Source organism: Variovorax sp. (assembly GCF_035634955.1).
Classification (GTDB): domain Bacteria; phylum Pseudomonadota; class Gammaproteobacteria; order Burkholderiales; family Burkholderiaceae_C; genus Variovorax.
Window position 1 is genome coordinate 82,755 of sequence record NZ_DASQBZ010000020.1, and the last position, 21,158, is coordinate 103,912.

18 protein-coding genes and 1 tRNA gene are annotated in these 21,158 nt (G+C 68.5%); 11 read left to right on the plus strand and 8 right to left on the minus strand.

Translation table 11 applies throughout. The features are described 5' to 3' along the window. Window positions 1-47: 47 nt before the first annotated feature. Window positions 48-1,292 (plus strand): SGNH/GDSL hydrolase family protein, encoded by a 1,245-nt coding sequence (locus VES41_RS09735; protein ID WP_324816121.1) that lies wholly within the window; start codon window positions 48-50, stop codon window positions 1,290-1,292. Between the two features lie 37 nt (window positions 1,293-1,329). On the opposite strand, the gene VES41_RS09740 is transcribed toward VES41_RS09735, so the two are convergent. After that, window positions 1,330-2,385, minus strand: coding sequence for a glycosyltransferase family 2 protein (locus VES41_RS09740; RefSeq protein WP_324816124.1), 1,056 nt, complete (start codon window positions 2,383-2,385; stop codon window positions 1,330-1,332). A gap of 259 nt (window positions 2,386-2,644) precedes the next feature. Here VES41_RS09740 and VES41_RS09745 point away from each other — a divergent pair, with 259 nt between their 5' ends. Continuing rightward, a complete protein-coding gene (locus VES41_RS09745) occupies window positions 2,645-3,058 on the plus strand; it encodes a GtrA family protein (protein ID WP_324816126.1) in 414 nt (137 codons plus the stop codon). Between the two features lie 39 nt (window positions 3,059-3,097). Here the strand turns inward: VES41_RS09745 and VES41_RS09750 are convergent. Next, a tRNA-Gly gene (locus VES41_RS09750) sits at window positions 3,098-3,171 on the minus strand. Between the two features lie 208 nt (window positions 3,172-3,379). Between VES41_RS09750 and VES41_RS09755 the strand changes: the two genes are divergently transcribed. Then, window positions 3,380-4,069, plus strand: coding sequence for an AroM family protein (locus tag VES41_RS09755; RefSeq protein WP_324816128.1), 690 nt, complete (start codon window positions 3,380-3,382; stop codon window positions 4,067-4,069). A 13-nt stretch (window positions 4,070-4,082) separates the two neighbouring features. On the opposite strand, the gene VES41_RS09760 is transcribed toward VES41_RS09755, so the two are convergent. Next, a complete protein-coding gene (locus VES41_RS09760) occupies window positions 4,083-4,883 on the minus strand; it encodes an IclR family transcriptional regulator (RefSeq protein WP_324816131.1) in 801 nt (266 codons plus the stop codon). Window positions 4,884-5,069: 186 nt separating this feature from the next. Between VES41_RS09760 and VES41_RS09765 the strand changes: the two genes are divergently transcribed. The 4 genes from VES41_RS09765 to VES41_RS09780 all read left to right on the plus strand — a co-directional run bounded on the left by VES41_RS09765 (window position 5,070) and on the right by VES41_RS09780 (window position 10,967). Further along, the gene (locus VES41_RS09765) at window positions 5,070-6,689 is read left to right on the plus strand and encodes an OPT/YSL family transporter (protein ID WP_324816133.1); all 1,620 of its coding nucleotides are present in this window, start codon (window positions 5,070-5,072) and stop codon (window positions 6,687-6,689) included. A gap of 29 nt (window positions 6,690-6,718) precedes the next feature. Continuing rightward, window positions 6,719-7,792 carry a DUF917 family protein gene (locus VES41_RS09770; RefSeq protein ID WP_324816136.1) on the plus strand — a complete coding sequence of 358 codons (1,074 nt, stop codon included), beginning with the start codon at window positions 6,719-6,721 and terminating at the stop codon, window positions 7,790-7,792. After that, window positions 7,785-9,293: a M20/M25/M40 family metallo-hydrolase gene (locus tag VES41_RS09775; protein ID WP_324816139.1), complete on the plus strand. Its 1,509-nt coding sequence runs from the start codon at window positions 7,785-7,787 to the stop codon at window positions 9,291-9,293. Before VES41_RS09770 ends, VES41_RS09775 begins: the two co-directional genes overlap by 8 nt. Window positions 9,294-9,431: 138 nt before the next feature. After that, entirely contained in the window at window positions 9,432-10,967 is a 1,536-nt protein-coding gene (locus tag VES41_RS09780; RefSeq protein ID WP_324816142.1) for a hypothetical protein, read from the plus strand. 30 nt (window positions 10,968-10,997) lie between these two features. On the opposite strand, the gene VES41_RS09785 is transcribed toward VES41_RS09780, so the two are convergent. Both VES41_RS09785 and VES41_RS09790 read right to left on the minus strand, forming a co-directional pair. Further along, window positions 10,998-12,809, minus strand: a complete 1,812-nt coding sequence (locus VES41_RS09785; RefSeq protein ID WP_324816143.1) for a hybrid sensor histidine kinase/response regulator — start codon at window positions 12,807-12,809, stop codon at window positions 10,998-11,000. After that, window positions 12,809-13,411, minus strand: a complete 603-nt coding sequence (locus tag VES41_RS09790) for a response regulator transcription factor (protein ID WP_324816146.1) — start codon at window positions 13,409-13,411, stop codon at window positions 12,809-12,811. The genes VES41_RS09785 and VES41_RS09790 overlap by 1 nt, the downstream gene beginning before the upstream one ends. A gap of 155 nt (window positions 13,412-13,566) precedes the next feature. Between VES41_RS09790 and VES41_RS09795 the strand changes: the two genes are divergently transcribed. Both VES41_RS09795 and VES41_RS09800 read left to right on the plus strand, forming a co-directional pair. Beyond that, window positions 13,567-13,833, plus strand: coding sequence for a hypothetical protein (locus VES41_RS09795; protein WP_324816148.1), 267 nt, complete (start codon window positions 13,567-13,569; stop codon window positions 13,831-13,833). 203 nt (window positions 13,834-14,036) lie between these two features. Continuing rightward, window positions 14,037-15,119: an acyltransferase gene (locus VES41_RS09800; protein WP_324816151.1), complete on the plus strand. Its 1,083-nt coding sequence runs from the start codon at window positions 14,037-14,039 to the stop codon at window positions 15,117-15,119. Between the two features lie 21 nt (window positions 15,120-15,140). Here VES41_RS09800 and VES41_RS09805 read toward each other — a convergent pair whose 3' ends face one another. Continuing rightward, entirely contained in the window at window positions 15,141-16,202 is a 1,062-nt protein-coding gene (locus tag VES41_RS09805; RefSeq protein ID WP_324816154.1) for an acyltransferase, read from the minus strand. A 196-nt stretch (window positions 16,203-16,398) separates the two neighbouring features. Here VES41_RS09805 and VES41_RS09810 point away from each other — a divergent pair, with 196 nt between their 5' ends. Further along, window positions 16,399-16,857, plus strand: a complete 459-nt coding sequence (locus VES41_RS09810; RefSeq protein ID WP_324816157.1) for a response regulator — start codon at window positions 16,399-16,401, stop codon at window positions 16,855-16,857. 25 nt (window positions 16,858-16,882) lie between these two features. On the opposite strand, the gene VES41_RS09815 is transcribed toward VES41_RS09810, so the two are convergent. Continuing rightward, window positions 16,883-18,709 carry a histidine kinase gene (locus tag VES41_RS09815; RefSeq protein ID WP_324816159.1) on the minus strand — a complete coding sequence of 609 codons (1,827 nt, stop codon included), beginning with the start codon at window positions 18,707-18,709 and terminating at the stop codon, window positions 16,883-16,885. A 234-nt stretch (window positions 18,710-18,943) separates the two neighbouring features. Here VES41_RS09815 and oxlT point away from each other — a divergent pair, with 234 nt between their 5' ends. After that, window positions 18,944-20,284, plus strand: a complete 1,341-nt coding sequence (gene oxlT / locus VES41_RS09820) for an oxalate/formate MFS antiporter (RefSeq protein WP_324816161.1) — start codon at window positions 18,944-18,946, stop codon at window positions 20,282-20,284. Window positions 20,285-20,369: 85 nt separating this feature from the next. Here oxlT and VES41_RS09825 read toward each other — a convergent pair whose 3' ends face one another. Beyond that, window positions 20,370-21,125, minus strand: coding sequence for a response regulator transcription factor (locus VES41_RS09825; RefSeq protein ID WP_324816163.1), 756 nt, complete (start codon window positions 21,123-21,125; stop codon window positions 20,370-20,372). Between the last annotated feature and the right edge of the window lie 33 nt (window positions 21,126-21,158).

Below are 21,158 nucleotides of genomic sequence, written 5' to 3' on the forward strand. Positions count from 1 at the left end.
TCGGAATATCGCAAAGTGGCCCCGTTTTCAACCAACGAGGACATGAAATGCATACGAGATGGATCAAGACGAGCGTGGCGTGGCTGCTTGCCTGGCAGATGGCCGGCGCCGCGGCGCCGGCAGCAGCGCAACCGCCTGCACCCGCGCAGGCACAGTGGGCCACCAGTTGGATGGCGGCCCCCGAACCCACCTGGGGCCCGGACTACGTGCTGCCGTTGGGCATGCCCGAGACGCTGAGGGACGTGACGCTGCGCCAGTCGCTACGGTTGGCGGTGGGTGGCGACCGCCTGCGGCTCGTGCTGAGCAATGTGCATGGCGCGCAGCCGCTGCGGCTCGGTCGGGTGCAGGTGGCGGCGGAAGCTGGCGGGCGGTTCCTGCCGGTGAAGTTCGGCGGGACAGATGGCACCGTGATTGCCGCGGGCGCGCAGGCGCTGAGCGATCCGATCGACCTGCCTGTTCCCGACGGCGCCCGTCTGCGCGTGGACATCCACCTGCCCGAGGCCACCCGTCCGGCTGGATTCCATTGGGACGCGCGCGAGCGCGCGCTGCTATTGCCCGGCGACGCTGTCGGCCAGGCCGAGGCGCAGGGCAGCGTGGCGCTGGACAGCCGTGCTTTCCTGGCGGCGGTGATGGTGCTGGCGCAGAACGCGCCGTCGACCGTAGTCACCCTCGGGGACTCCATCACCGATGGCAACGGGTCCACACCCGGAACGGACAGCCGCTGGCCCGACTTTCTGGCCAGGCGCCTGGCCCCGCGCGGCGTGTCCGTGCTCAACGCCGGGATATCCGGCAACCGGCTGCTGCGCGACGGCATGGGCGAGAGCGCGCTGGCACGCCTGCAGCGCGACGTGTTGCAGCATCCCGGTGTGCGGGCGGTGATCGTGATGCTGGGCACCAACGACATCGGCTGGCCCGGCGGCCCGTTCGCGCCCGACGAGGCGCCCCCTTCGCTCGACGAACTGACGCAAGGCATGCGGCAACTCGTCGAGCAGGCCCACCTGCACGGCGTGCGAGTGACCGGCGCGACCGTCACGCCTTTCGAGGACGCGTTGAAGGGCACGCCGCTGGAAGGCCACTACAGCCCGGCCAAGGAGGCCCTGCGCCAGGCCTTCAATCGCTGGATTCGCGAGAGCGGCACCTTCGACGCCGTGGTCGACTTCGACCGCCTTCTGCGCGATCCGCAACGGCCGGCCCGCCTGCTGGCGCGCTTCGATTCGGGCGACCACTTGCATCCCGGCGACGCCGGCTACGAGGCGATGGCGGAAGCGATCGATCTGCGGGCGTTGCAATGATGCGGTCCGCCCGCTGGTCGAACCCCAGGGCGCGGAATCAGTGCGTGAGGACGGATGCCTGCGCAACGACGCGGTTGGGCATCTTGCCTTCGCCGGCCACCACCGGGCTGCGAGACATGAGCGGGCCTTCGTGATCAAAACCCAGCAGCTCCTGGACCACGTACAAGGGCCGCTGCTTGATCTCGTTGTAGATCCGGCCGACGTACTCGCCAAGTATGCCCACCGAGATCAGCTGCACGCCGCCGACGAAGAGCACGGCGATCATCAGGGCCGCCCAGCCTTCCACCCAGACGCTGGTGAATAGCCGCACGAACAGGGAATAGAAAATTCCCAGGATGGCGATCACCGCGCAACTCATGCCCATCGCCACGGAAAGCTGCAACGGCTTGGTCGAGAACGACAGGATGCCATCCATTGCGAAGCGCACCATCTTGACGAGCGGATACTTGCTCACCCCGGCGTAGCGTTCCGCACGCGCGTAGGGCAGGGCGATCTGCCGAAAGCCGGCCCAACTCACCATGCCGCGAACGAATCGATCCCGTTCCGGCATGGCGCGCAGCGTGTCGACGACGTTGCGCCCGATCAGGCGGAAGTCGCCCGTGTCCATCGGAATCTTCACGTCGGACAACTGGTTGAGCAGGCGGTAGAAGCCCCGTGCCGTGCCGCGCTTGAACGCGGATTCGCCAGCCCGTTCGGTGCGCGTGCCGTAGACGACGTCGTAGCCTTCGCGCCACTTCTCGATCATCTTCAGGACGATCTCGGGGGGATCCTGAAGGTCTGCGTCGATCAGCACCACCGCGTCGCCATTGGCCGCGTCGATGCCGGCCGTCACCGCGATCTGGTGACCGAAATTGCGCGCAAAGCCGATGACCTTGATGCGCGGGTCGTCGGCCTGGAAGTTGCGAAGGAGTTCGCGGGTGCGGTCACGGCTGCCGTCGTCCACGAAGATGAGCTCGACGTCCATCCCGCTGACCTCGCCGCTGAGCTCGCAAAGGCGCTTCACGGTCTCCCCGATCACCTCTTCCTCGTTGAAGCACGGGACGACGATCGACAGGAGAGGGGGCCGGCCAAGCAGTTCTGGGCAAGACTTCATCGCTGAGCACCTTCACCGTTGTGTGGCACAAATGTGTCATCTAAGATACATCTGCAAGATTAGCACCAAACTATTACATTGCAAATCTGCCGAAACGCATACTCCGCACGAGTCGCGGTGCCGGGGCCGCGCACTGTCCCGCACCCGGGATGAAGACGGAAATCGAGGGAAGAACGCTCATGACGTGTGGCCACACAGGTGCCATTTGGGGCTGGGCTTGCAGCCGCGGTGCGGCCGGCAACTGGCTGGAGCGATACGCATGAAGGGCCGGGTCGAGTCCATCCGGCAACTGCTCAGCTACGCGGCGGTCGGGGTCGTCAACACCCTCGTCGGCTACGGCATCATCTTCGCGTCGATGTACCTGCTGCACATGGGACCGGTGGCGAGCAATGTTCTCGGCTACGCGGTCGGCGTGGTGGTCTCGTATTTTCTGAACCGCCGCTTCACTTTTCGAAGCTCAAGGGCGGCCCGGACCGAATTTCTGCGGTTCGTGTCCGTCGTCCTGCTGGCCTGGCTGGCCAATCTGGCGGTGCTTGTGTTCCTGATCCGGCACATGCACGTGCACGAGGGACTGGCGCAAGTTCCCGCGGGCGTCGTCTACCTCGCGATCTCGTTCCTGTTGAGCAAGTTCTTCGTCTTTGCGTCGCGCGACAGCAGGGCATCGCGGGGCTGACGCTCTATGGCCGCCGACTGGAATCGAGAGAGAGGGGAGTGGAGCGGGTGAAGGGAATCGAACCCTCGTATGAAGCTTGGGAAGCTGCCGTTCTACCATTGAACTACACCCGCAACGGTTGCGGATTCTAACGGTTTCCGGATCGTCGGCCGGTGCAATGTTCCGACCCGGCACGGCCCTGCATCGGGCCTCCACGGCGTTCACGTCGACCGACCATCGAGCGCGCTCGGCTTCGGCTGTGCGTCGCGCGCGTGTCGGGCAGAACCGTTGAACATTGGTGAAAGTTCAGTATTATGGAACTGTGTTCCCGATATTCGAACCATGCCTATGTCCTCCCTCCGGCTTGCTTTCCTCACCATCGGACAGGCGCCTCGCCATGACCTGTCGGATCCCATCGAGCAGGGCCTGCCCGATCACGTCGAAGTTCGTCATGCCGGCGTGCTCGACGGACTGGACCTGGCTGCGGTCGACGCTCGCTTCGGCCCGCAGGCCGGCGGCGCGCAATTGATCAGTCGCATGGCCGATGGCGGTGTCGTGACGCTGGGCGCTGCAGCCATCGGTGAGCAGTTGCAGCACTGCATCGATCGTCTCGAGGACGAAGGTGTGGATGTGGTGGTGTTGTTGTGCACCGGCGAATTCCCGGGCTTGCGCACGCGGCGTGCCTGGCTGGTCGAACCCGATGCGGTGGTGTGCGGCACGGTCGCAAGCCTGCTGCGCGGCGTACAGGCCGGCGTGATCGTGCCGATGCCGGGCCAGGAGCATGAGGCGCGGGCCAAGTGGCGAATGCTCGACAGGACGGCGCTCTTCGCCTCCGGCTCGCCGTACGCCGACAGCGCTCGCTCACTGGTCGCCGCAGCAACGGCGCTGCAGGCGCAAGGTGCGCAGGCGCTGGTGCTGGACTGCATGGGCTATTCACCGCGCCACAAGCAGGCGTTGCGCGAGGCAGGCTGCACGTTGCCAGTACTGGTGTCCGGCAGCGTGCTCGGTGGCGCGCTGGGCGCCTTCCTCTAGGCTCGGGCCGCGCTCAGGCGCGCTTCGACGCAGTGGCCGGCCGCGCGTCCGCAGGGAAGTCCAGCCAGTAGGCGTCGCCGATCTGCTTGCCCACCTTCATCGCTGCGTCGCGCACGCGCCGGCCGAAGCGGTGGATCAGATCGTCCGTCAGGTCTTGCGCCGGCAGGCCGATGCCGATGCCGTAGACCTGGCGATCGGCGGCGTCGACCACCGCGGCCGAGATGCCCGCCACGTTGGTCACGAACTCGCCGCGCGACAACGCCCAGCCCTGGGCGCGCGTGACCGCGAGCCGCTCGAGCAGGTCCTTGCGCGTGCGCGGAGTGTCTCCGCGACGCACCTCCAGCCGGCTGCCGATGAGCTGGTTCACCTCGGCATCGGTGAGCCTGGCGAGGATGGCGCGGCCCATCGAGCTGGCATAGGCCGGCGCGCGCGTGCCGACCGGGGTGTAGACCTGCAGCGCGCCGCCGGTGCCGGTGCGCATCTGCACCACCATGGAGTCGGCACCGTCGAGCATGTTGATGTAGCCCGTGTAGCCGGTCTCGCGCACCAGTGCGTCGAGCTCGTCCTCGAGCAGCGATGAGGCGTTGCGCGATGCACGGAAGTGATAGGACGCCTCCATGATCAGCCCGCCCGGCCGGTAGGCCCGTGTGACCGGATCGCGATCCAGGAAGCCGTACTCGGCCATCATGCTCAGCGTGCGCGAGACGGAGCTCTTGGGCGCGCCCAGCTCGGTGGCCACGTCCGTCACCGTGATGTCGCGCCGCAGCCGCGCCATCAACTTCAATACGTCCATGGCGTTGGCAAGTGTGCTCATCGTCCTTGTGTCTCCTTTTCGATCATAAACCGCGCCCATCCGCGCAATGGACCGCCCGCGCGGTCCCGCCCGGCGGACTTGACATGGGCAGAGGGTCGAATACCATAATATCGTACTCGGTTCGAAATTATGGAACTTGTGCGGTTCCTGGCCGAGGCTAGCGAGACATCGACCAGGAGACAACCCATGAACCACCCCGCAGCTGCCGGACCGATGCCGGCAACGCCCGAACCAGCCGCCAGCCATCCGCGCGCGCTGGCGCCCGGCAACCTCATCCTGACGGTGGTGCTGAGCGTGTTCGGCGCCATCGTCGGCATTCAGCTCCTGGCCAGCCTGGGCATCACGCCGAGCACCTCGCTCATCGGCGCGCTGGCGGCGATGACGCTGGCGCGTATTCCGCTGGCCATGTTCAAGGGCTTCCGCTCGGTGCATTCGCAGAATCTGGCGCAGACCAGCATTTCGTCGGCCACCTTCGGCGCAGCCAACAGCCTGTTCCTGCCGATCGGCATTCCCTTCCTGTTCGGCCTGCCGGACATGGTGATGCCGATGTTGGTGGGCGTGTCGCTGGCCATGCTGCTGGACGCCTGGCTGCTCTACCGCATGTTCGACACGCCGGCCTTTCCGGCGAAGAATCCCTGGCCGCTGGGCATCGCCGCGGCCGAGGCCATCAAGGCCGGCGACACGGGTGGCACGCAGGCCAAGCTGCTGCTGGGCGGCCTGGTCACCGGGGTCGCGGGCGCCGTCTTCGCCTTGCCGATGTCGGCCTTCGGCGTGTCGCTCATCGGTGGCCTGGGCGCCATGAGCGCATTCGGCATCGGGCTCCTGCTGCGCGGCTATTCGATGCCCATCTTCGGCCTGGACATCGCCAAGCTCTACATCCCGCACGGCATGATGATCGGCGCGGGCCTCGTCGCGCTGATGCAGGTGGCGCGCGTGGTGGTTCGGCGCAGCGCTCCGTCGCAGGCCGCGGGGACGTCGGCACAGACCGACGCCACAGCACGCCTGGGCCGCTCGCTGCGCCTGGGCACTGCGGGCTACCTTGCCATCACGCTGCTGCTGACGGTCGGCACGGGCATCTACACCGGCATGTCGGTCGGCATGCTGGTGGCCTTCGTGGTGTTCGGCACGTTCGCCGCGTTCGTGCACGAGCTCATCGTGGGCATCGCCGCCATGCATTCGGGCTGGTTCCCGGCCTTTGCGGTGGCGCTGATCACCTTGCTCATCGGCATCCTGATCGGCTTCCCGCCAGAGGCGCTGGTCGTGCTGGCGGGCTTCTCGGCAGCGACCGGCCCGGCGTTCGCCGACATGGGGTACGACCTCAAGGCCGGCTACATGCTGCGCGGCGAGGGCGCCGATCCCGCCTTCGAGATGGAAGGGCGCCGCCAGCAGATGATCGCCGGGATGATCGGCTTCGTGGTCGCCATCGTCGTGGTTCTGGCCACCTATCACATCTTCTTCGCCAACAGGCAGACCGCGCCCATCAACGCGGCTTACGTGGCCGCCATCAAGGCCGGCATCTCGATGGAGACGGCCCGAAGCCTGGCGCTGTGGGCCATTCCCGGTGCGCTGCTGCAGCTGGTAGGCGGCTCGCGCCAGCAACTCGGCGTGCTCTTCGCCACCGGCCTCCTGATCAGCTTTCCTGCTGCCGGCTGGATGGTGGCGCTGGGCATCGTGTTCCGCCTGGTCGTGCTTCGCATCGCAGGACCGGGTGCGCGCGACCGCATGGAGGTGTTTGCCGGCGGCGTCATCGCGGGTGACGCGCTCTATTCCTTCTTCTCTGGCGCATTCAAGGCAATGCGCAAGTAGGCAACCTCATTTTCCAAACGGAGATCCGCATGAAACGCAAACTGACGATCGACGACGTGAAAGCTGCCGTGATGGGCGGTGCCATCCTGGGCGGTGGCGGCGGCGGCATCATCGAAGCCGGCGAGCGCGCCGCGAGCCTGGCGCTGCAACTCGGCACGCCCGAGTTGTGGAGCGTCGACGAGTTCGATGCACGCGATCTTTCGGTGACGGTCGCGCTGGTCGGCGCGCCTGCGGCGCCGAACCCGCTCGTGCAGCCGCGCCACCTGATGCGCACGCTCGAACTGCTGCAGCGCGAACTGCCTGCCGGCAGCCGCCTGGCGGCCATGCACACCAATGAGAACGGCGCCGAGACCACCGTCAACGGCTGGGTCCACGCCGCCTTGTGCGGCCTGCCGCTCATCGACCTGGCGTGCAACGGCCGCGCCCATCCCTCGAGCGTCATGGGCGCGCTGGGCCTGCACAAGGAAAGCGACTACCTTTCCATCCAGGGCTACGCCGGTGGCGCGCCCGAGCGCTATATCGAAGGCGTGGCAAGCGGACGGCTGGAGGCGACTTCCGCCGTGGTACGCCGCGCCTCCATCGACGCCGGCGGCCTGGTGGCCGTGGCACGCAATCCGGTCACGGTCGGCTACGCGCAGCAGCATGGCGCGCCGGGCGCGATCAGCTTTGCCATCGCACTGGGCAAGGCCTACCTCGACGGCGGCATGGACGGCGCGGCCCGCCACCTGAACGGCCGCTTCATCGCACAGGGCACCGTGCGCCGCTACCGCTGCGAACAGCGCGAAGGACTGGACGTGGGCATCGTCGAACTGGACGACGACGGCGCGACCACCTTGCACTTCGTCAACGAATACATGGTGCTGGAACAGCAAGGCCGCGCAGCGGCAGCCTTCCCCGACCTCGTCATGACTTTCGGCGAAGACGGCCACCCGCTGGTTTCCGCCCGCGTGGCCGAAGGCCAACGCATCCGCGTGCTGCATGCCCCCGGTTCGAACCTGCTGCTGTCGCGCACCATGTTCATGCCCGAGTTGTACCAACCGCTGGAAGCGGCCATCGGCCAGGCCTTTGCGCCCCGGGCCGGGGCAGATGCAGTCCATGCCTGAGGGCGCAGCGACCGTCCTCGACGCCGGCCGCGTGCAGGACTTCTGCAACCGGCGCTGGGACGAGCAACTGCTGCCCCTGCTGCAGGCCTACATCCGCGTGCCCGCCAAGAGCCCGGCCTTCGACCCCGACTGGGAATCGCGCGGCCTGCTCGATCGGGTGGTGGACGATGCTGCCGCCTGGGCACGGCGCCAGCCGTTGCCCGGGCTGCAGGTGGAAGTGTTGCGCGCACCCGGGCGTACGCCGCTCATCTACTTCGAGCTTCCCGCCCGCGGGTGCGATGCGGACGATGCGGTCTTCTTCTACGGCCACCTGGACAAGCAGCCCGAGTTCGAGGGCTGGCGCGCCGGGCTTGGGCCCTGGGAGCCTGTGTACGACGGCACGCGGCTGTATGGCCGCGGCGGCGCGGACGACGGCTACGCCATCTACGCCGCCATCACAGCGCTGCAGGCCCTGCACGAACAGGGCTGCGCGCGTCCGCGCTGCGTCGGGGTGATCGAGACCTGCGAGGAATCGGGCAGTCACGACTTGCCCCACTACCTCGAAGGGCTGAAGCCGCGCATCGGACAGGTGGGGCTGGTGGTGTGCCTCGATTCCGGCGCGGGCGACTACGAGCGCCTGTGGCTCGTGAGTTCGCTGCGCGGCTACTGCGGCGGCACGCTGGAGGTGCAGGTGCTGGAAGAGGGCGCCCATTCGGGCGATGCAGGCGGCATCGTGCCGTCGAGCTTCCGTGTGCTGCGCAACGTACTCGACCGGCTGGAAGACAGTGCCACCGGACGCCTGCTGCCGCCCGCACTGCATTGCGACGTGCCGGCCGACCGGCTGGCGCAGACCCGCGAAGCCGCGCGCATCCTCGGCGAGCAGGCCTGGAAGCGCTTTCGATGGCATTGCGGCGAAGACGGCCAGCCGATGCTGCCGGTCACTACCGATCCGGAACAGGCACTGCTCAATCGCGCGTGGCGGCCGTCGCTGGCGGTGATCGGGGCCGAAGGACTGCCGCCACGGCAGACCGCAGGCAACGTCGTGCGCCCCCGCACGGCGTTCCGGCTGTCGCTGCGACTGCCCCCGCTCGTCGACAGCGCCAAGGCATTGGCCGACGTGCAGCGCGTGCTGGAAGACGCGCCGCCCTATCGCGCCGGTGTTCGTTTCGTGCCGGACCGTGGGCATGCCACGGGCTGGAATGCGCCAACTTTCGCGCCTTGGCTGGAAGAGGCATTGCATGCGGCCAGCCGGGCCTGCTTCGACGGACACGGGTTTGCCAGCATCGGCCAGGGCGGGACCATACCGCTCATGGGCCTGCTCGGCTCGGCCTACCCGGACGCGCAGTTCATGGCCTGCGGCGTGCTGGGCCCGCATGCCAACGCGCATGGACCGAACGAGTTCCTCCACGTTCCTTATGCCAGGCGGTTGACGGCCTGTCTGGCGATGACGGTGTCGGCGCACGCGCAAGCGCTTATCGCTTCGCACGCCGGGGCCCGTCCGCCGTCGAATCGCCACGCGTGAACTCGCAGACGGCTCAATTCCAAGCCATCCAGTTGTGACGGGACGTGAGTGAATGTAGGATTCAGTTAAAACCTTCGTACTCATGACTTGGCGTTGTCGGCCCCCGCGTTGACGACCAGAAAGGCATTCCACCCCGCCATGCCCGACGACGTTCACAAGTCCTCCACGGCCGGGCTCGGCCATCGCCAATCTCCGTCCGACCAGGAGGGCACGTTGCCGGTGCTGGCCGCGCTGTGGGTTCCGTCGGCGATCTGGCTCTGGATCACGCTCCAGCCCAAGGTCGCCATCGTGCTGACCATCCTGCTGGCGTACGCATTCGTCGAGGTGGGGCGCGGCGGGGTGTTCCGGGCCGCGCTGCGGCGCGAACGCCCGGCGCGCTCCGCAGCCGCGGCGATCGTGCTGTTCTCGCTGGCGTGGGCCGCCTTCACCGGCCTGCCGTTCGTCATGACGATCAACACCGACTGGTTCGTCAGGCTCGAGGCGCTCGACCAGTTCCGCGAACCCGCATGGCAGTTGCTCGATGCCGATGGACGTTCCTTCCTGTTCAGGTTTCCGGGCGCGTACTACGCGGTCGCGGCGGTGTTCGGGGGCGTTTCCGGTATCGGCACGCTGCGCACCGTGTTGTTCATCACGACCGCGCTGACATGTGCCATTGCCTTGCATTCCCTCTACAGGAAGACCGCGGGCAGGATGCTGGCGGCGTTCCTGTTCGTTCTCTTGTGCATCAACGGGCTCGATCTCGTGGGAGCGGGCCTGCTGGCGCTGCGCAAGGGCGTGGCGCTTCCGCCTTTCGGTTTTCATGTCGAGTGGTGGTCGACCTTCCAGTACTCGGGCCTGACGACGGCCATGATCTGGGTGCCGAATCATCTGCTTCCGGCCCTGCTGTTCTGCGCGGTGCTTCCGTTGACGCGGCAGGGCGGCGGCGAGTCGCCCATGGGTCGGCTCCACGTCCTCGTGCTCGCTGCCGCGGGAACCATGCTCTGGTCGCCGCTGGTGTTCCTCGGGACGATCCCGCTGATTGCGGCGCAGGCCTGGTCGGCGCTGGAAGGATCGACCTTGCGCCGGCGCCTTGGCGAGGTCAAATGGGGGTTCGCCGCGGCCATCCTGGCGATCATGCTGGTCATCAGCTGGTACCTCACGCTGGAGTCCGGCCCGATCCGCAAGGGCTTCTACTACCAGTCCTGTGGTGCGCAGTGGCTGCGTTGCAGCGGCTGGCTGGCTTTCTTCTACGTGGCCGAGGCGATTCCGCTGGCGTGGCTTTGCAGCCGGCTGCCGAACCGCCCCGTGGGCCTGGCGGCGGCGTTCACCCTCCTGGTCCTGCCCCTGCTGGTCTATGGTCCTTCCAACGACCTCACGATGCGAGCGTCACTGCCGGCGATCGTCATCGCGGGCATGAGCCTGCACCACATGCTCGAGTCGCGTGCGACCGGAAGGGCTGCGAAGGCCGCGCTCGTCCTGCTCGTCGTCGTCGCCGGCTACAGCGCCTATTCGGAGATGTGGCGCGGCCTGACCGGCTGGCGGCAGGAGCCTTGGCATCCGAAGGGTTTCATGGCGTCGTTCAAGGAGTACTTCCCCGAGGCGATCGTCGACGGCTATCCCCCGCACTACCTCATCCCGGCGGCACAGGCCTGCAGGGGATACCGCAAGCAGGTTCTGCGCGGGTGTGGTGCGTGACGCCGGCGCCGGTTGCCGGCGCGGCGCACGTCACGCGGCGAATGCGTTGAGTTCCGCGAACGACGAATCGAGCTCGCGCCCGCTCAGCAGGTATTGCATGGCGCGGTGCAGCTCGTCGGGCAGCACCGGCTTGTGCAGTAGGGGCACGCCGCTGGCGATGGCCTCGCGCAGCCGCTGCGGCGCGGTGTCGCCGGTGATCATGAGCGCGGGAAGGTCCTGGCCGAAGGCGGCGCGCAATGCGGCTACCGCGTCGGCGCCGGTGCGCTGTTCGCGCAGCCGGTAGTCGACGATGACGAGGTCGGGCCGGACGGGGCCGCCGTCGGCCAGCGCCTCCTCGACCGAATCGGCCGCCTGGCACTGGCAGCCCCACGCCCGCAAGAGCTGCTGCATGGCGGTGCGCACCGTCTCGTCGTCGTCGATCACCAGCACGCGCACGTCGTCGAAGCTGTGCGCCCCGGCGACGATGATGTCCGCGCCCGGCTGCGGCGGCACCACGCCCACGCGCGCCAGCGGCAGCGCGAGCCGGAACACGCTGCCGCGCCCGGGCCGCGACGCGAGGACGAGCTCCTGGCCCAGGGCCCGCGCCAGGCCCTGCGCAATGGCCAGCCCGAGGCCGAGGCCCTTGCGCCGGTCGCGCTCGGCATTGCCCAGCTGGTGGAACTCGCGAAAGATCGTCTGGTGGTCGGCCGGATCGATGCCGACGCCGGTGTCCCAGACTTCCAGCACGACCGAGGCGCCCCGCGCGCGGCAGGCCACGAGCACGCCGCCCTTGTCGGTGTAGCGGATCGCGTTGGATACGAGGTTGCGCAGCACCAGGCCCACCAGGGCCGGATCCGAGTGGACCACCGCCCGCGTCTCGCGCGAGCGATAGACGATGCCCTTGGTGTCGGCCAGCGGGGCGAGTTCGTTCTCGATGCGATTGAGCAGGCGCTGCAGCGGGAAGGCCTGCATCATCGGCCGGACCACGCCGGCCTCCAGGCGCGAGAAGTCCAGCAGGGTGTCGAGCATCTCCGCCGAGGCCTGCCAGGTGGCGCGCGCGTTGGCCAGCGCGGCCTGCTGTTCCACCGTCAGCGGCGTGCGCGCCAGCACTTCCAGGAACAGGCCCTGGGCATGGATGGGCTGGCGCAGGTCGTGGCTGGCGGCGGCCAGGAACTTCGATTTGGCCAGGTTGGCCTCGTCGGCGGCGCGGTGCGCCTGCCGCGCGTGCCCGCTCTCGACGCGCAGGCGCTCGATCAGTTCCAGGTTCTCGAAGCGCAGGCCGATGGCGCGGCGCGCCGCGCTCGCGCCGTTGCGCGCCTGCCCGATCAGCGCGACCACGTAGAGCACGACCGCCCCGGCCAGCGTCCGGTAGGCCGGATCGTCCATGAGCCACAGCTTGCTTGCCAGCACCGCGGCCTCGGACAGGCCGAAGACCACGAACACCGGAAACACCGGCGCCAGCGACGACATGGAGCTGCCCGCCACCCCGGCCAGCACCGCCACCACCAGCACGGTGCCGGCCACGGACGTCGTGCCCAGCGCCGCCCACGCCAGGGCGCCCCACAGCGCGCCGTCGACAAGGTTGAGCGCCATCTTGCGCCGGAGGATGCCGCGGGCGCTGTCGGGCGTGATGACCGACGCCAGCAGCCGCCGCGCATCCCAGGCCAGGAAGAGCTTGAAGGCGACGATGGCCCCGCACCACGCGCCCAGTGCGAAGCCGTTGTGCTCGTTGGCCAGCACGAAGACCAGGATCGGCGCCACCAGCAGGGTGGGGATCACCGAGCTGCCGATGTTTCCCAGTTGCAGCCGCAGCTGCTCGACCAGCATGCGGTCTTCGGGCAGGCGCTGGGTGTCGGCCGCCATCAGGCCACGATGCCGCGCTGGCGCGCCGCGAAGCTGGCCTCGGAGCGGCTCGATACCTGCAGCGCGGCCAGCACCGCCTGGACATGGCCGCGCACGGTGTTCTCGGAAAGCTGCAGGCGGCGCCCGATCAGCTTGTTGGAAAGGCCCTGGCACATCAGGTCCAGCACCTCGCTTTGCCGGGGCGTCAGCAGCGGCGCCTGCGGCGCGGGCTGTTGCTGCGCGGTCACAGTGCGGCCGAGGCGGACCTGCTGGATCACGGCCAGGATCCGGTCGGCCGGATCGGCCTTCGAGACGAAGGCGGCAGCGCCGCGCTCGATGGCCGTGGCGATCTTCTGCGGCGCGACTTCCGACGACAGGATGATCACCGCCGCCTGCGGCCAGCGCCGCTTGACCAGCGCGATCCCTTCGAGCCCGTTGAGGCCGTGCAGCTGGATGTCCAGCAGCACCAGCGTCGGGTCGTGCGGCAGCGGCATGCGCATGGCCTCCTCGAGCGAGGCGGCTTCTGCGGCCTCGAGCTCGGGGATGGCGGCGCTGAGCACCATGCGCAGTCCGCAGCGGAACAGCGAATGGTCGTCGATGAGCAGGATTCTGGGCGGCAGCATGGCTGCGTGGATTTTGCCCAAGGCGGCGCTGGCCCGGCCGGTCCAAATGGACTATTTACCTGACTGGCCCCCGCGGCGAGGATCGGCACCGAGATTCGCATTCGCCTGACCCTCGCCACCCAGTGCCCTTGCCCCCCAAGAAACAGCGCCCTGAAATGAAACCCCTGGTCCACATCCAGTGCGTGGCGGCGAACGCCTACACCTACCAGATCACCGCCAACGGCGCCCAGGCGGCCGGCGACAGCGGCACCTTCGATTCGCTGGAGCATTGCCTGTTCGATGCCGGCGCGTCGCTGGACCAGTATTTCGCCAACGTCGAGCTCAAGCTCGACGGCCGGCACATCGGGCAGTACGCCACCTGCGCCTTGCGGCGCGACCCCTGCGTCGTCGCCCAGCGCATGCGCCGGCACGTCCAGCGCTAGGCGGGTGCGGCGTTCGCCGGGCGCCCGCCAACTCGATCGCCTCCGATGACCGCTGCCGGCTGCTCCGGGCACGGTGCGCCGCGGCTCGTCCTTTCGTCATATCCGCTTGCACTGCGCATTGGATTGTGACAATGTAAACAAAGGTTTAAATATCGGCGCCCACCTGGGCGCAGCGCACGGTCCTGTTCTCGCCGCGAGCCCACATGTACCAGTCCATCCAAGCCTGCCGCGCGGTGGCCGCCGTGCTGGTCCTGTTCTTCCACGCCGGCGGCAACCTGGCCAAGGAGAAGTACTTCGGGGCAGCGGCCGAGCCGCTGGCGCGCCTGTTCATTTCCGGCGGCTCCGCCGGCGTGGCCTTCTTCTTCGTTCTCAGCGGCTTCATCATCGTGCTGGTGCACGGCGGAGACTTCGGGCACCCGGAGCGGCTCGGACGTTACGTGCGGCGGCGCGTCACGCGCATCTATCCGACCTATCTGGTGATCTTCCTTGGCGTCTATGCGGGCGCGCTGCTGGTGCCGGCCCTGCGCGATGCCATGCCGACGGATGCCGCGGTGCTGCTGCGTTCGATGCTGCTGCTGCCGCAGGACCCGGCCGTGGTCGGCGGCACCGGGGCGCCGGTGATCGTCGTGGCCTGGTCGCTCCAGTACGAACTGGTGTTCTACGCGCTGATCGGCCTGGCCATCGTGAACCCGGCGCTCGGCTGGGCGGCCGTGGCGGCGCTGGCCGTGGTGGTCGCCGCGCGGCCGATGGGCTGGGCCTGGGCGGAGCAGTTCCCGCTGTCGTTTCTCGCCAACCCGCTGATGATCCTCTTCGGCATGGGCGCCGCCGTCGGCGGCCTGGAACGCGCGGGCTGGCGCATGCCCCGCCCGGTGCCGGTGGCGATCGGGGCCGGCGTTCTCTTTCTTGCCCTGTGCGCGTTGGCAACCTGGCGCAACGAGGCGCACGGCACCTGGTTTGCCCTCGGGTACGGCCTGTCCGGAGCGATTGCGATCGCGGCGCTGATTCAGGCCGAGCGCGAGCGGCCGGCGCAAATGCGCACGCGCGCGGGCGCGTTGCTTGGCGACGCGTCCTATGCGCTCTACCTCATCCACTTTCCGCTCATCGCCGTGCTGTGCAAGCTGGCCGTGGCGGCAGGCCTGCAGGGCAGGGCGGGCGCGGTCGTGGCTTTCGTGGCGATCAGCCTGGTGTGCGTCGGCGTCTCCGTACTTTTCTACCTGTGGGTCGAGCGCCCGATGCTCGCGGCGCTGGCGCCGGCGCCCAGGCGCAGCGCTCCGCGCGCGGTGTGAGGTTTCGGGCCGGCGGCCGCGTCAGGGCCGGCTGCCCGAGCGGCGCGCTTCGGGGACCGCCTGCCGGTCGAACAGCCATCGCGCCAGTTGGCGCGCCAGTCGCATCAGCGGCTTGTCGACCAACCGGTAGAGCAGCGACCCCACGGCCAGGCAGCATGCCAGGGTGAAAAGCGCGGTCGCGGTGTTCTTGTCGATATGCAGCCGCGCGAAGACGATGCGCTCGACGAAGCCGATCACGAACATGTGCGAAAGATAGGTTGCGTAGCTGGCATCGCCGATGTGGACGATGAAACGCAGCGCAGCCGCGTCGAGACGGCGGATGGCGCCTTCGAGCTGCAGGCTGAACAGCAGCATGAAGAAGCTCGGAATACCGGCGGTGAAGAGCCGGTCGGCCGTGCCCTCGAACCTGACCATCGCCACGTAGGCCAGCACGGCACCTACCAGTGCCACCGACTTGGGCAGGCGCTCCAGCAGCCGGTGCCGATGGATCTGGTAGCAGCCGATGCCCAGGACGAACTCCAGCCACAGCGTCTGGTGGAGAAACTGCCCGCTGGCGCTCGACGGATCCAGCCAGGCCCCGTTGGACAAGGCGTAGACGGCGATCAGTGCCAGCGCAAGGGGGCGCTTGTAGTGCCGGCGGTCGAGCACCAGCACCATGGCGATGATCGCGTAGTACAGCATCTCGTAGTTCAGCGACCAGCCGGGCATCAGCATCGGGAAGAGCTGCCCGTCGTCGCGGAAGTGCGGGATGAACATCAGCGACAGCAGGTAGTGCGGCACGTTGGCCACCGTGGTGCCCATCACGCTCGGCGCCAGCCAGGCCACCAGCAGCACCATCGTCGTCACGGCCCAGTACAAGGGCACGATGCGCGTCACCCGATCGATCATGAAGGCGCCCGGGCTCGGCTCCTTGTGGTCGATCACCAGGCACATCACGAAGCCGCTGATGAGGAAGAACAGGTCGACGCCGAACAGCCCGAACGACGGCGGCGTGAACGTGTGCAGGTAGACCACCGTGCTGGCGGCGATCGCGCGCAGGATCTGCACCGAGTAGCGCTGTTCGGGTCCGCTTCTTCCTTGCATGGGGAGCTGCCGGCCGCTGGCAGGTGAGTAAAAAGTATCGATTTTGTTATTGCAGCATGTTGCAAACGTGAATACAAGCGTCCGGCAGCATGTCTGTCGCGGTAGCCCGTTCGGCTGAAGACGGCTCGGTCCAACGGCTCGTAACGCTCTGTCCTACACGCGGTCACGCCATACGCCGAGCGCGACGGCTGGACAAATGAAACATCATGTAGGCATGGACATCGAGGGTGCAGTTACAGGATCCGACGGGCGCAGCAACAACAACCGGCCCGGGCGATTGCGTATCCTGCTGGTCGAGGACGATCCCCAGGCACTGGCCACCACCATCGAGGCACTCGAGGCGCTGGGGCATTTCACGGCCGGCACGAGCAGCGCCGAAGTGGCACGCGCGCGATTCCTCGACGGCGCGTTCGACGTGCTGATCACCGACCTCAACCTGCCTGGCCTGTCCGGCAGCGAACTGGCGGACGAAATTTCCCGCCACGCCACGCAGCCGCTCCAGGTCATTTTCGCGACCGGCAAGCCCCGCCCGCCCGGCAGCACGGCGCTGTGGCTGCAGAAGCCCTACCTGCTGGAAGACCTGGCACGGGCGCTGGACGAGGCGGCCAGTCGCCTCTGCGCCCCCGGCAACGACACCGCCTGCGACCTGGCTTGACCGCCACGGCGCGCGGGCAGGGTGCTCACGCCGTCGCCGGGCGTTCGCCGGGCGACCAGCGCAGTTGCACCCGCGTGCCGGTGCCGGGCCGGCTGTCGATGGACAACTGCGCGCCGATCGCGTCGGCCTGTTCGCGCAAGCCCACCAGGCCGTAGTGCCCCGGGGCGTCGGCGTCCGGTTCGAAGCCGACCCCGTCGTCGACGATCTCCAGCGCGATGCCGGCGTCCGCGTCGCGCCCCAGCCTCAAGCACAAACGCTGCGCGCCCGCGTGACGTTCGACGTTGCGCAGGACTTCCTCGGACATGCGGAACAACGTTTCCGCAGGTTCGGCCGCCAGCGAATTCAGGGCCGGGTCGATCTCGCCCTCGAAGGCGATGCCGGTGCGCTCTGACAGACTCCGGCCCAGGTCGGCCAGTGCCGCGCCCAGCCCGATGTCGCGCACCGGGTTGCTGCGCAACTGGTCGATGGCGCGGCGCGCTTCGTCCAGTCCGTCGCGGGCCGCCTGCTCGGCGCGCAGCAGCTCGTCGGGCAAGGCCTCGGGCCGGCTGGTGGCCAGTCGCTTGAGCACGCGGATCTCGGTGAGCATGGCCATCATCGAGTGGGCAAGCGTGTCGTGCAGTTCGCGTGCCAGGCGCAGGCGTTCGCGCACCACGGCGGCGTCGCGCGACTCATGGGCCAGCCGGCTGATCTCGGCCGTGCGCTGGCGCACCCGTTCGTCCAGTTCGGCGTTGAGCCGGCGCAACTCGTCGCGCTCGCGGCGCAGCGAGTCGAGCAGGCGGTCGAGCGCGGTGCCCAGCCGGGCCGCCTCGTCGCTGCCCTGCGGCACCTCGATGCGGTGTGCGTTGCCGGCCACCACTGCGTCGGCCGAACGGGCGATCACACTGATGCGGCGGGTCAGCCGGCGCGCCACCGCGACGCCGCTCACGGCCGCAGCCAGGCCGAGCAGGCTCAGCACCAACGTGATGCGCCACTCGATCGCGGTGGCGAAGGCGGCCAGCGATTCCACCGGCTGGATCACGGCCACCTGCCAGCCGAGCCGGCGCAGCGTGCCGTCGGCGGCCACGGGGGGCGTGGCGATCAGGTAGGGCCGGTTGTCGAGCAGGCGCCGTACCTGGATGCGCGCGGGCAGGTCGGAGCCGTCGTTGCCCAGCCCGGCCATGCGCGGGTCGAACGGGGTGAGTGCCTCGCCGGCTTCGCGCCAGCGCTGCCCGACCAGCGCCGCCGGGCCTTCGCGCACCACGCCGTCGCGGTCGATCAGCAGCCATTCGCCCGGCGAGGCGCGGATGCCGGTGACCATCTGCTGCACCCAGCGCCAGTTGAGCTGGGCCGCCACCACGCCGACGATGGCGCCATCGGCGTTGCTCACCGGCGCGGTCAGCTTGAGGAAATGCTCGCGTGGCGAGCGGCCTTCCTCGATCCAGGCGGCATCCAGCCCTTGGGAGACCCAGGTGTGCTGGTAGACGTTCTGGCCCAGCACGGCCGGATCGGTGGCGCCGACGATGAAGCCGTCGGCATCGGTGACGGCCAGCCAGATCAGGTCGGGGACGCCGCGGCGCACTGCTTCGAGCGAGCGGCGCAGGCGGTCGCTGTCGCTGCGCTGCACGTCCTCGGACAGCATGGTCGCCACCACGCTGACCGATTGCAGGCGCAGCAGCAGGGCGGTGTCCAGCTCGGCGCTGACATGCTCGCCGGCGCTCTCCAGCCGCTGGCTGTGCTGCTCCAGCAGCGTCGAGCGCACGAATCCGCGCAGCCAGAGGTTGGCCGCCAGCGCCAGGCACATGGTCAAGGCGATCAACAGCCAGCCGACGGCAGCGGCCAGGCTGCGGCGGGGGTCGATGCGGCGCAAGTTCATGGGCGGCGCATTGTCGCAAAGCAGGCGTGTGCCGGCACTGGCTCCTTACCCGCATGCGCGCTTTCCCGGACATGACTTTCGGCATGGGCACTTTCCCGCGGTGATTGGGGTTTGTCTCGACCCGGCGCGTGACTTCCGGCAGGCGCACCGAGGCGTGCAAGCGCGGACAGTTGCAACCCATCATCAACCCGTCAGCCCCACGAAGCCGACGACAACGCACGGAGACAAGCGCGCATGAACACCGCCCCCCTCAGGAACGGCCCGACCGGTGCCGCCTCCGGCCAGCCACAGCGCTGGTCGGAGAACCGCTGGCTGCAGTTGGCCGTCGGCATCGTCTGCATGATCGCCACCGCCAACATCCAGTACGCCTGGACGCTGTTCGTGCCCGAGATCCAGGGCAAGTTCGGCTGGGAGCGCGCGTCGATCCAGATCGCGTTCACCATCTTCGTGCTGGTGCAGACCTGGCTGGCCCCGATCGAGGGCTACTTCATCGACAAGTTCGGCCCGCGCTTGATCGTCGCCTTCGGGGCGGTGTTCATCGGCGTGGCCTGGGTCATCAACTCGCAGGCCACGTCGCTGCTGGGCTTCTACATCGGCGCGGCCATCGGCGGCATCGGGGTCGGTTCGATCTACGCAACCTGCATCAACAACGCGCTCAAGTGGTTCCCGGACCGCCGCGGCCTGGCAGTGGGCCTGACGGCCGGCGGCTACGGTGCCGGCTCGGCCGCCACCATCCTGCCGATCGCCGCGATGATCGAGTCGTCCGGCTTCCAGCAGGCGTTCATGTTCTTCGGCATCCTGCAAGGCTCGCTGGCCTTCGCCGCGGCCTGGTTCCTGCGTGCGCCCACCGGCAAGGAAGTGCGCGCCTCGGCCAAGCTGACGCAAAGCCGGCGCGACTACACGCTCAAGGAGGCGCTGCACACCAGGCTGTTCTGGCTGATGCTGGTGATGTTCTCCTGCGTGGTCACCGGCGGCATGATGGCCGTGGCGCAACTGGGCGTGATCGCGCAGGACCTGGGCGTGAAGAACTTCAAGGTCGACCTGTACTTCGTCACCATGGCCGCGCTGCCGCTGGCCCTGATGCTCGACCGCATCATGAACGGCATCTCGCGCCCGATGTTCGGCTGGATCTCCGACCACATCGGCCGCGAGAAGACGATGGTGATCGCCTTCACGCTGGAAGGGATCGGCATCATCGCGCTGGGCTACTTCGGCCACAACCCGTGGGCCTTCCTGATCCTCTCGGGCGTGGTGTTCCTGGCCTGGGGCGAGGTGTACTCGCTGTTCTCGGCGCTGGCCGGCGACGCTTTCGGCACCAAGCACATCGGCAAGATCTACGGCGTGCTGTATTGCGCCAAGGGCATCGGCGCGCTGTTCGTGCCGCTGGGCAACCTGCTGATGGAAGCCACCGGCACCTGGTCGACCGTGCTCTACACGGTGGCGGGGCTGGACCTGTTCGCGGCGTTCCTGGCCATCGTCGCGCTGCGGCCCATGCTGGCAGCGCACGTCGCCCAGACGCAGCTGCCGCCCGAGCCGCCGCGCACCCCGATGCAGGGCCTGGCTTCCGCCGGCTGATACGTCCATTCGCTTGTCCGCCCGGCCGGGGCGGTGGCGGCGCGCAGCGACAAGGCTGCGCGCCGTTTTTTTTCGTTGGCGCGACTCAGCCCTTGGCTTCCTTGCGCGCCAGCACCAGCACCGCCAGCTCGGTGCGGGTATTGGCGTGCAGCTTCTGCATGATGCGGCTGACGTGGTTCTTGACCGTGCCTTCGGCCAGGTGAAGCGTGGCGGCGATCTGCCGGTTGCTCTGCCCCTTGGCGATCTGCTCGAGCACGGCGGCCTCGCGGTCTGTCAGCGGGTCCGGGGCTTCGGCCGCGCCTGGCGCCGGCGGCGCGGCCGGCGCCGCGCCGGCCGGTGCATCCGGTGCCTGTGCGGCGGCGTCGCTGGCGATGCGGTTGGCCAGCAGGCGGAACTGGTCCATCACCTTGCGCGCAATCTGCGGCGTCAGGCGCGACTCGCCCCGATGCACCGCGCGGACGGTGTCGAGCACCTCGTCTTCCGAGGCGTCCTTGAGCAGGTAGGCCTGGGCGCCGGCGCGCACCGCGTCGAACACCAGGTCGTCCCGGTCGAAGGTGGTGAGCACCATCACCCGCGTGTGCGGCAGGGCGGCGGCGATCTCGCGGGTGGCCAGCACGCCGCCCTTGCGCGGCATGTGCAGGTCCATCAGCACCACGTCGGGCAGCAGGCGGCGGGCCATGTCCACCGCCTCGAGGCCGTCGGCCGCCTGGCCCACCACGTCGATGTCGGGCGCGGCGCCGAGCAGCATGGCCATGCCGCGGCGGATCAGCGACTGGTCATCGGCGATGAGCACGCGGATCTTCGGCGCGGAGGCAGGCGAGGCAGTGTCGGTGGCATTCATGGGCAGGCGGGCAGGGGAGGACCTGCGCCCGAT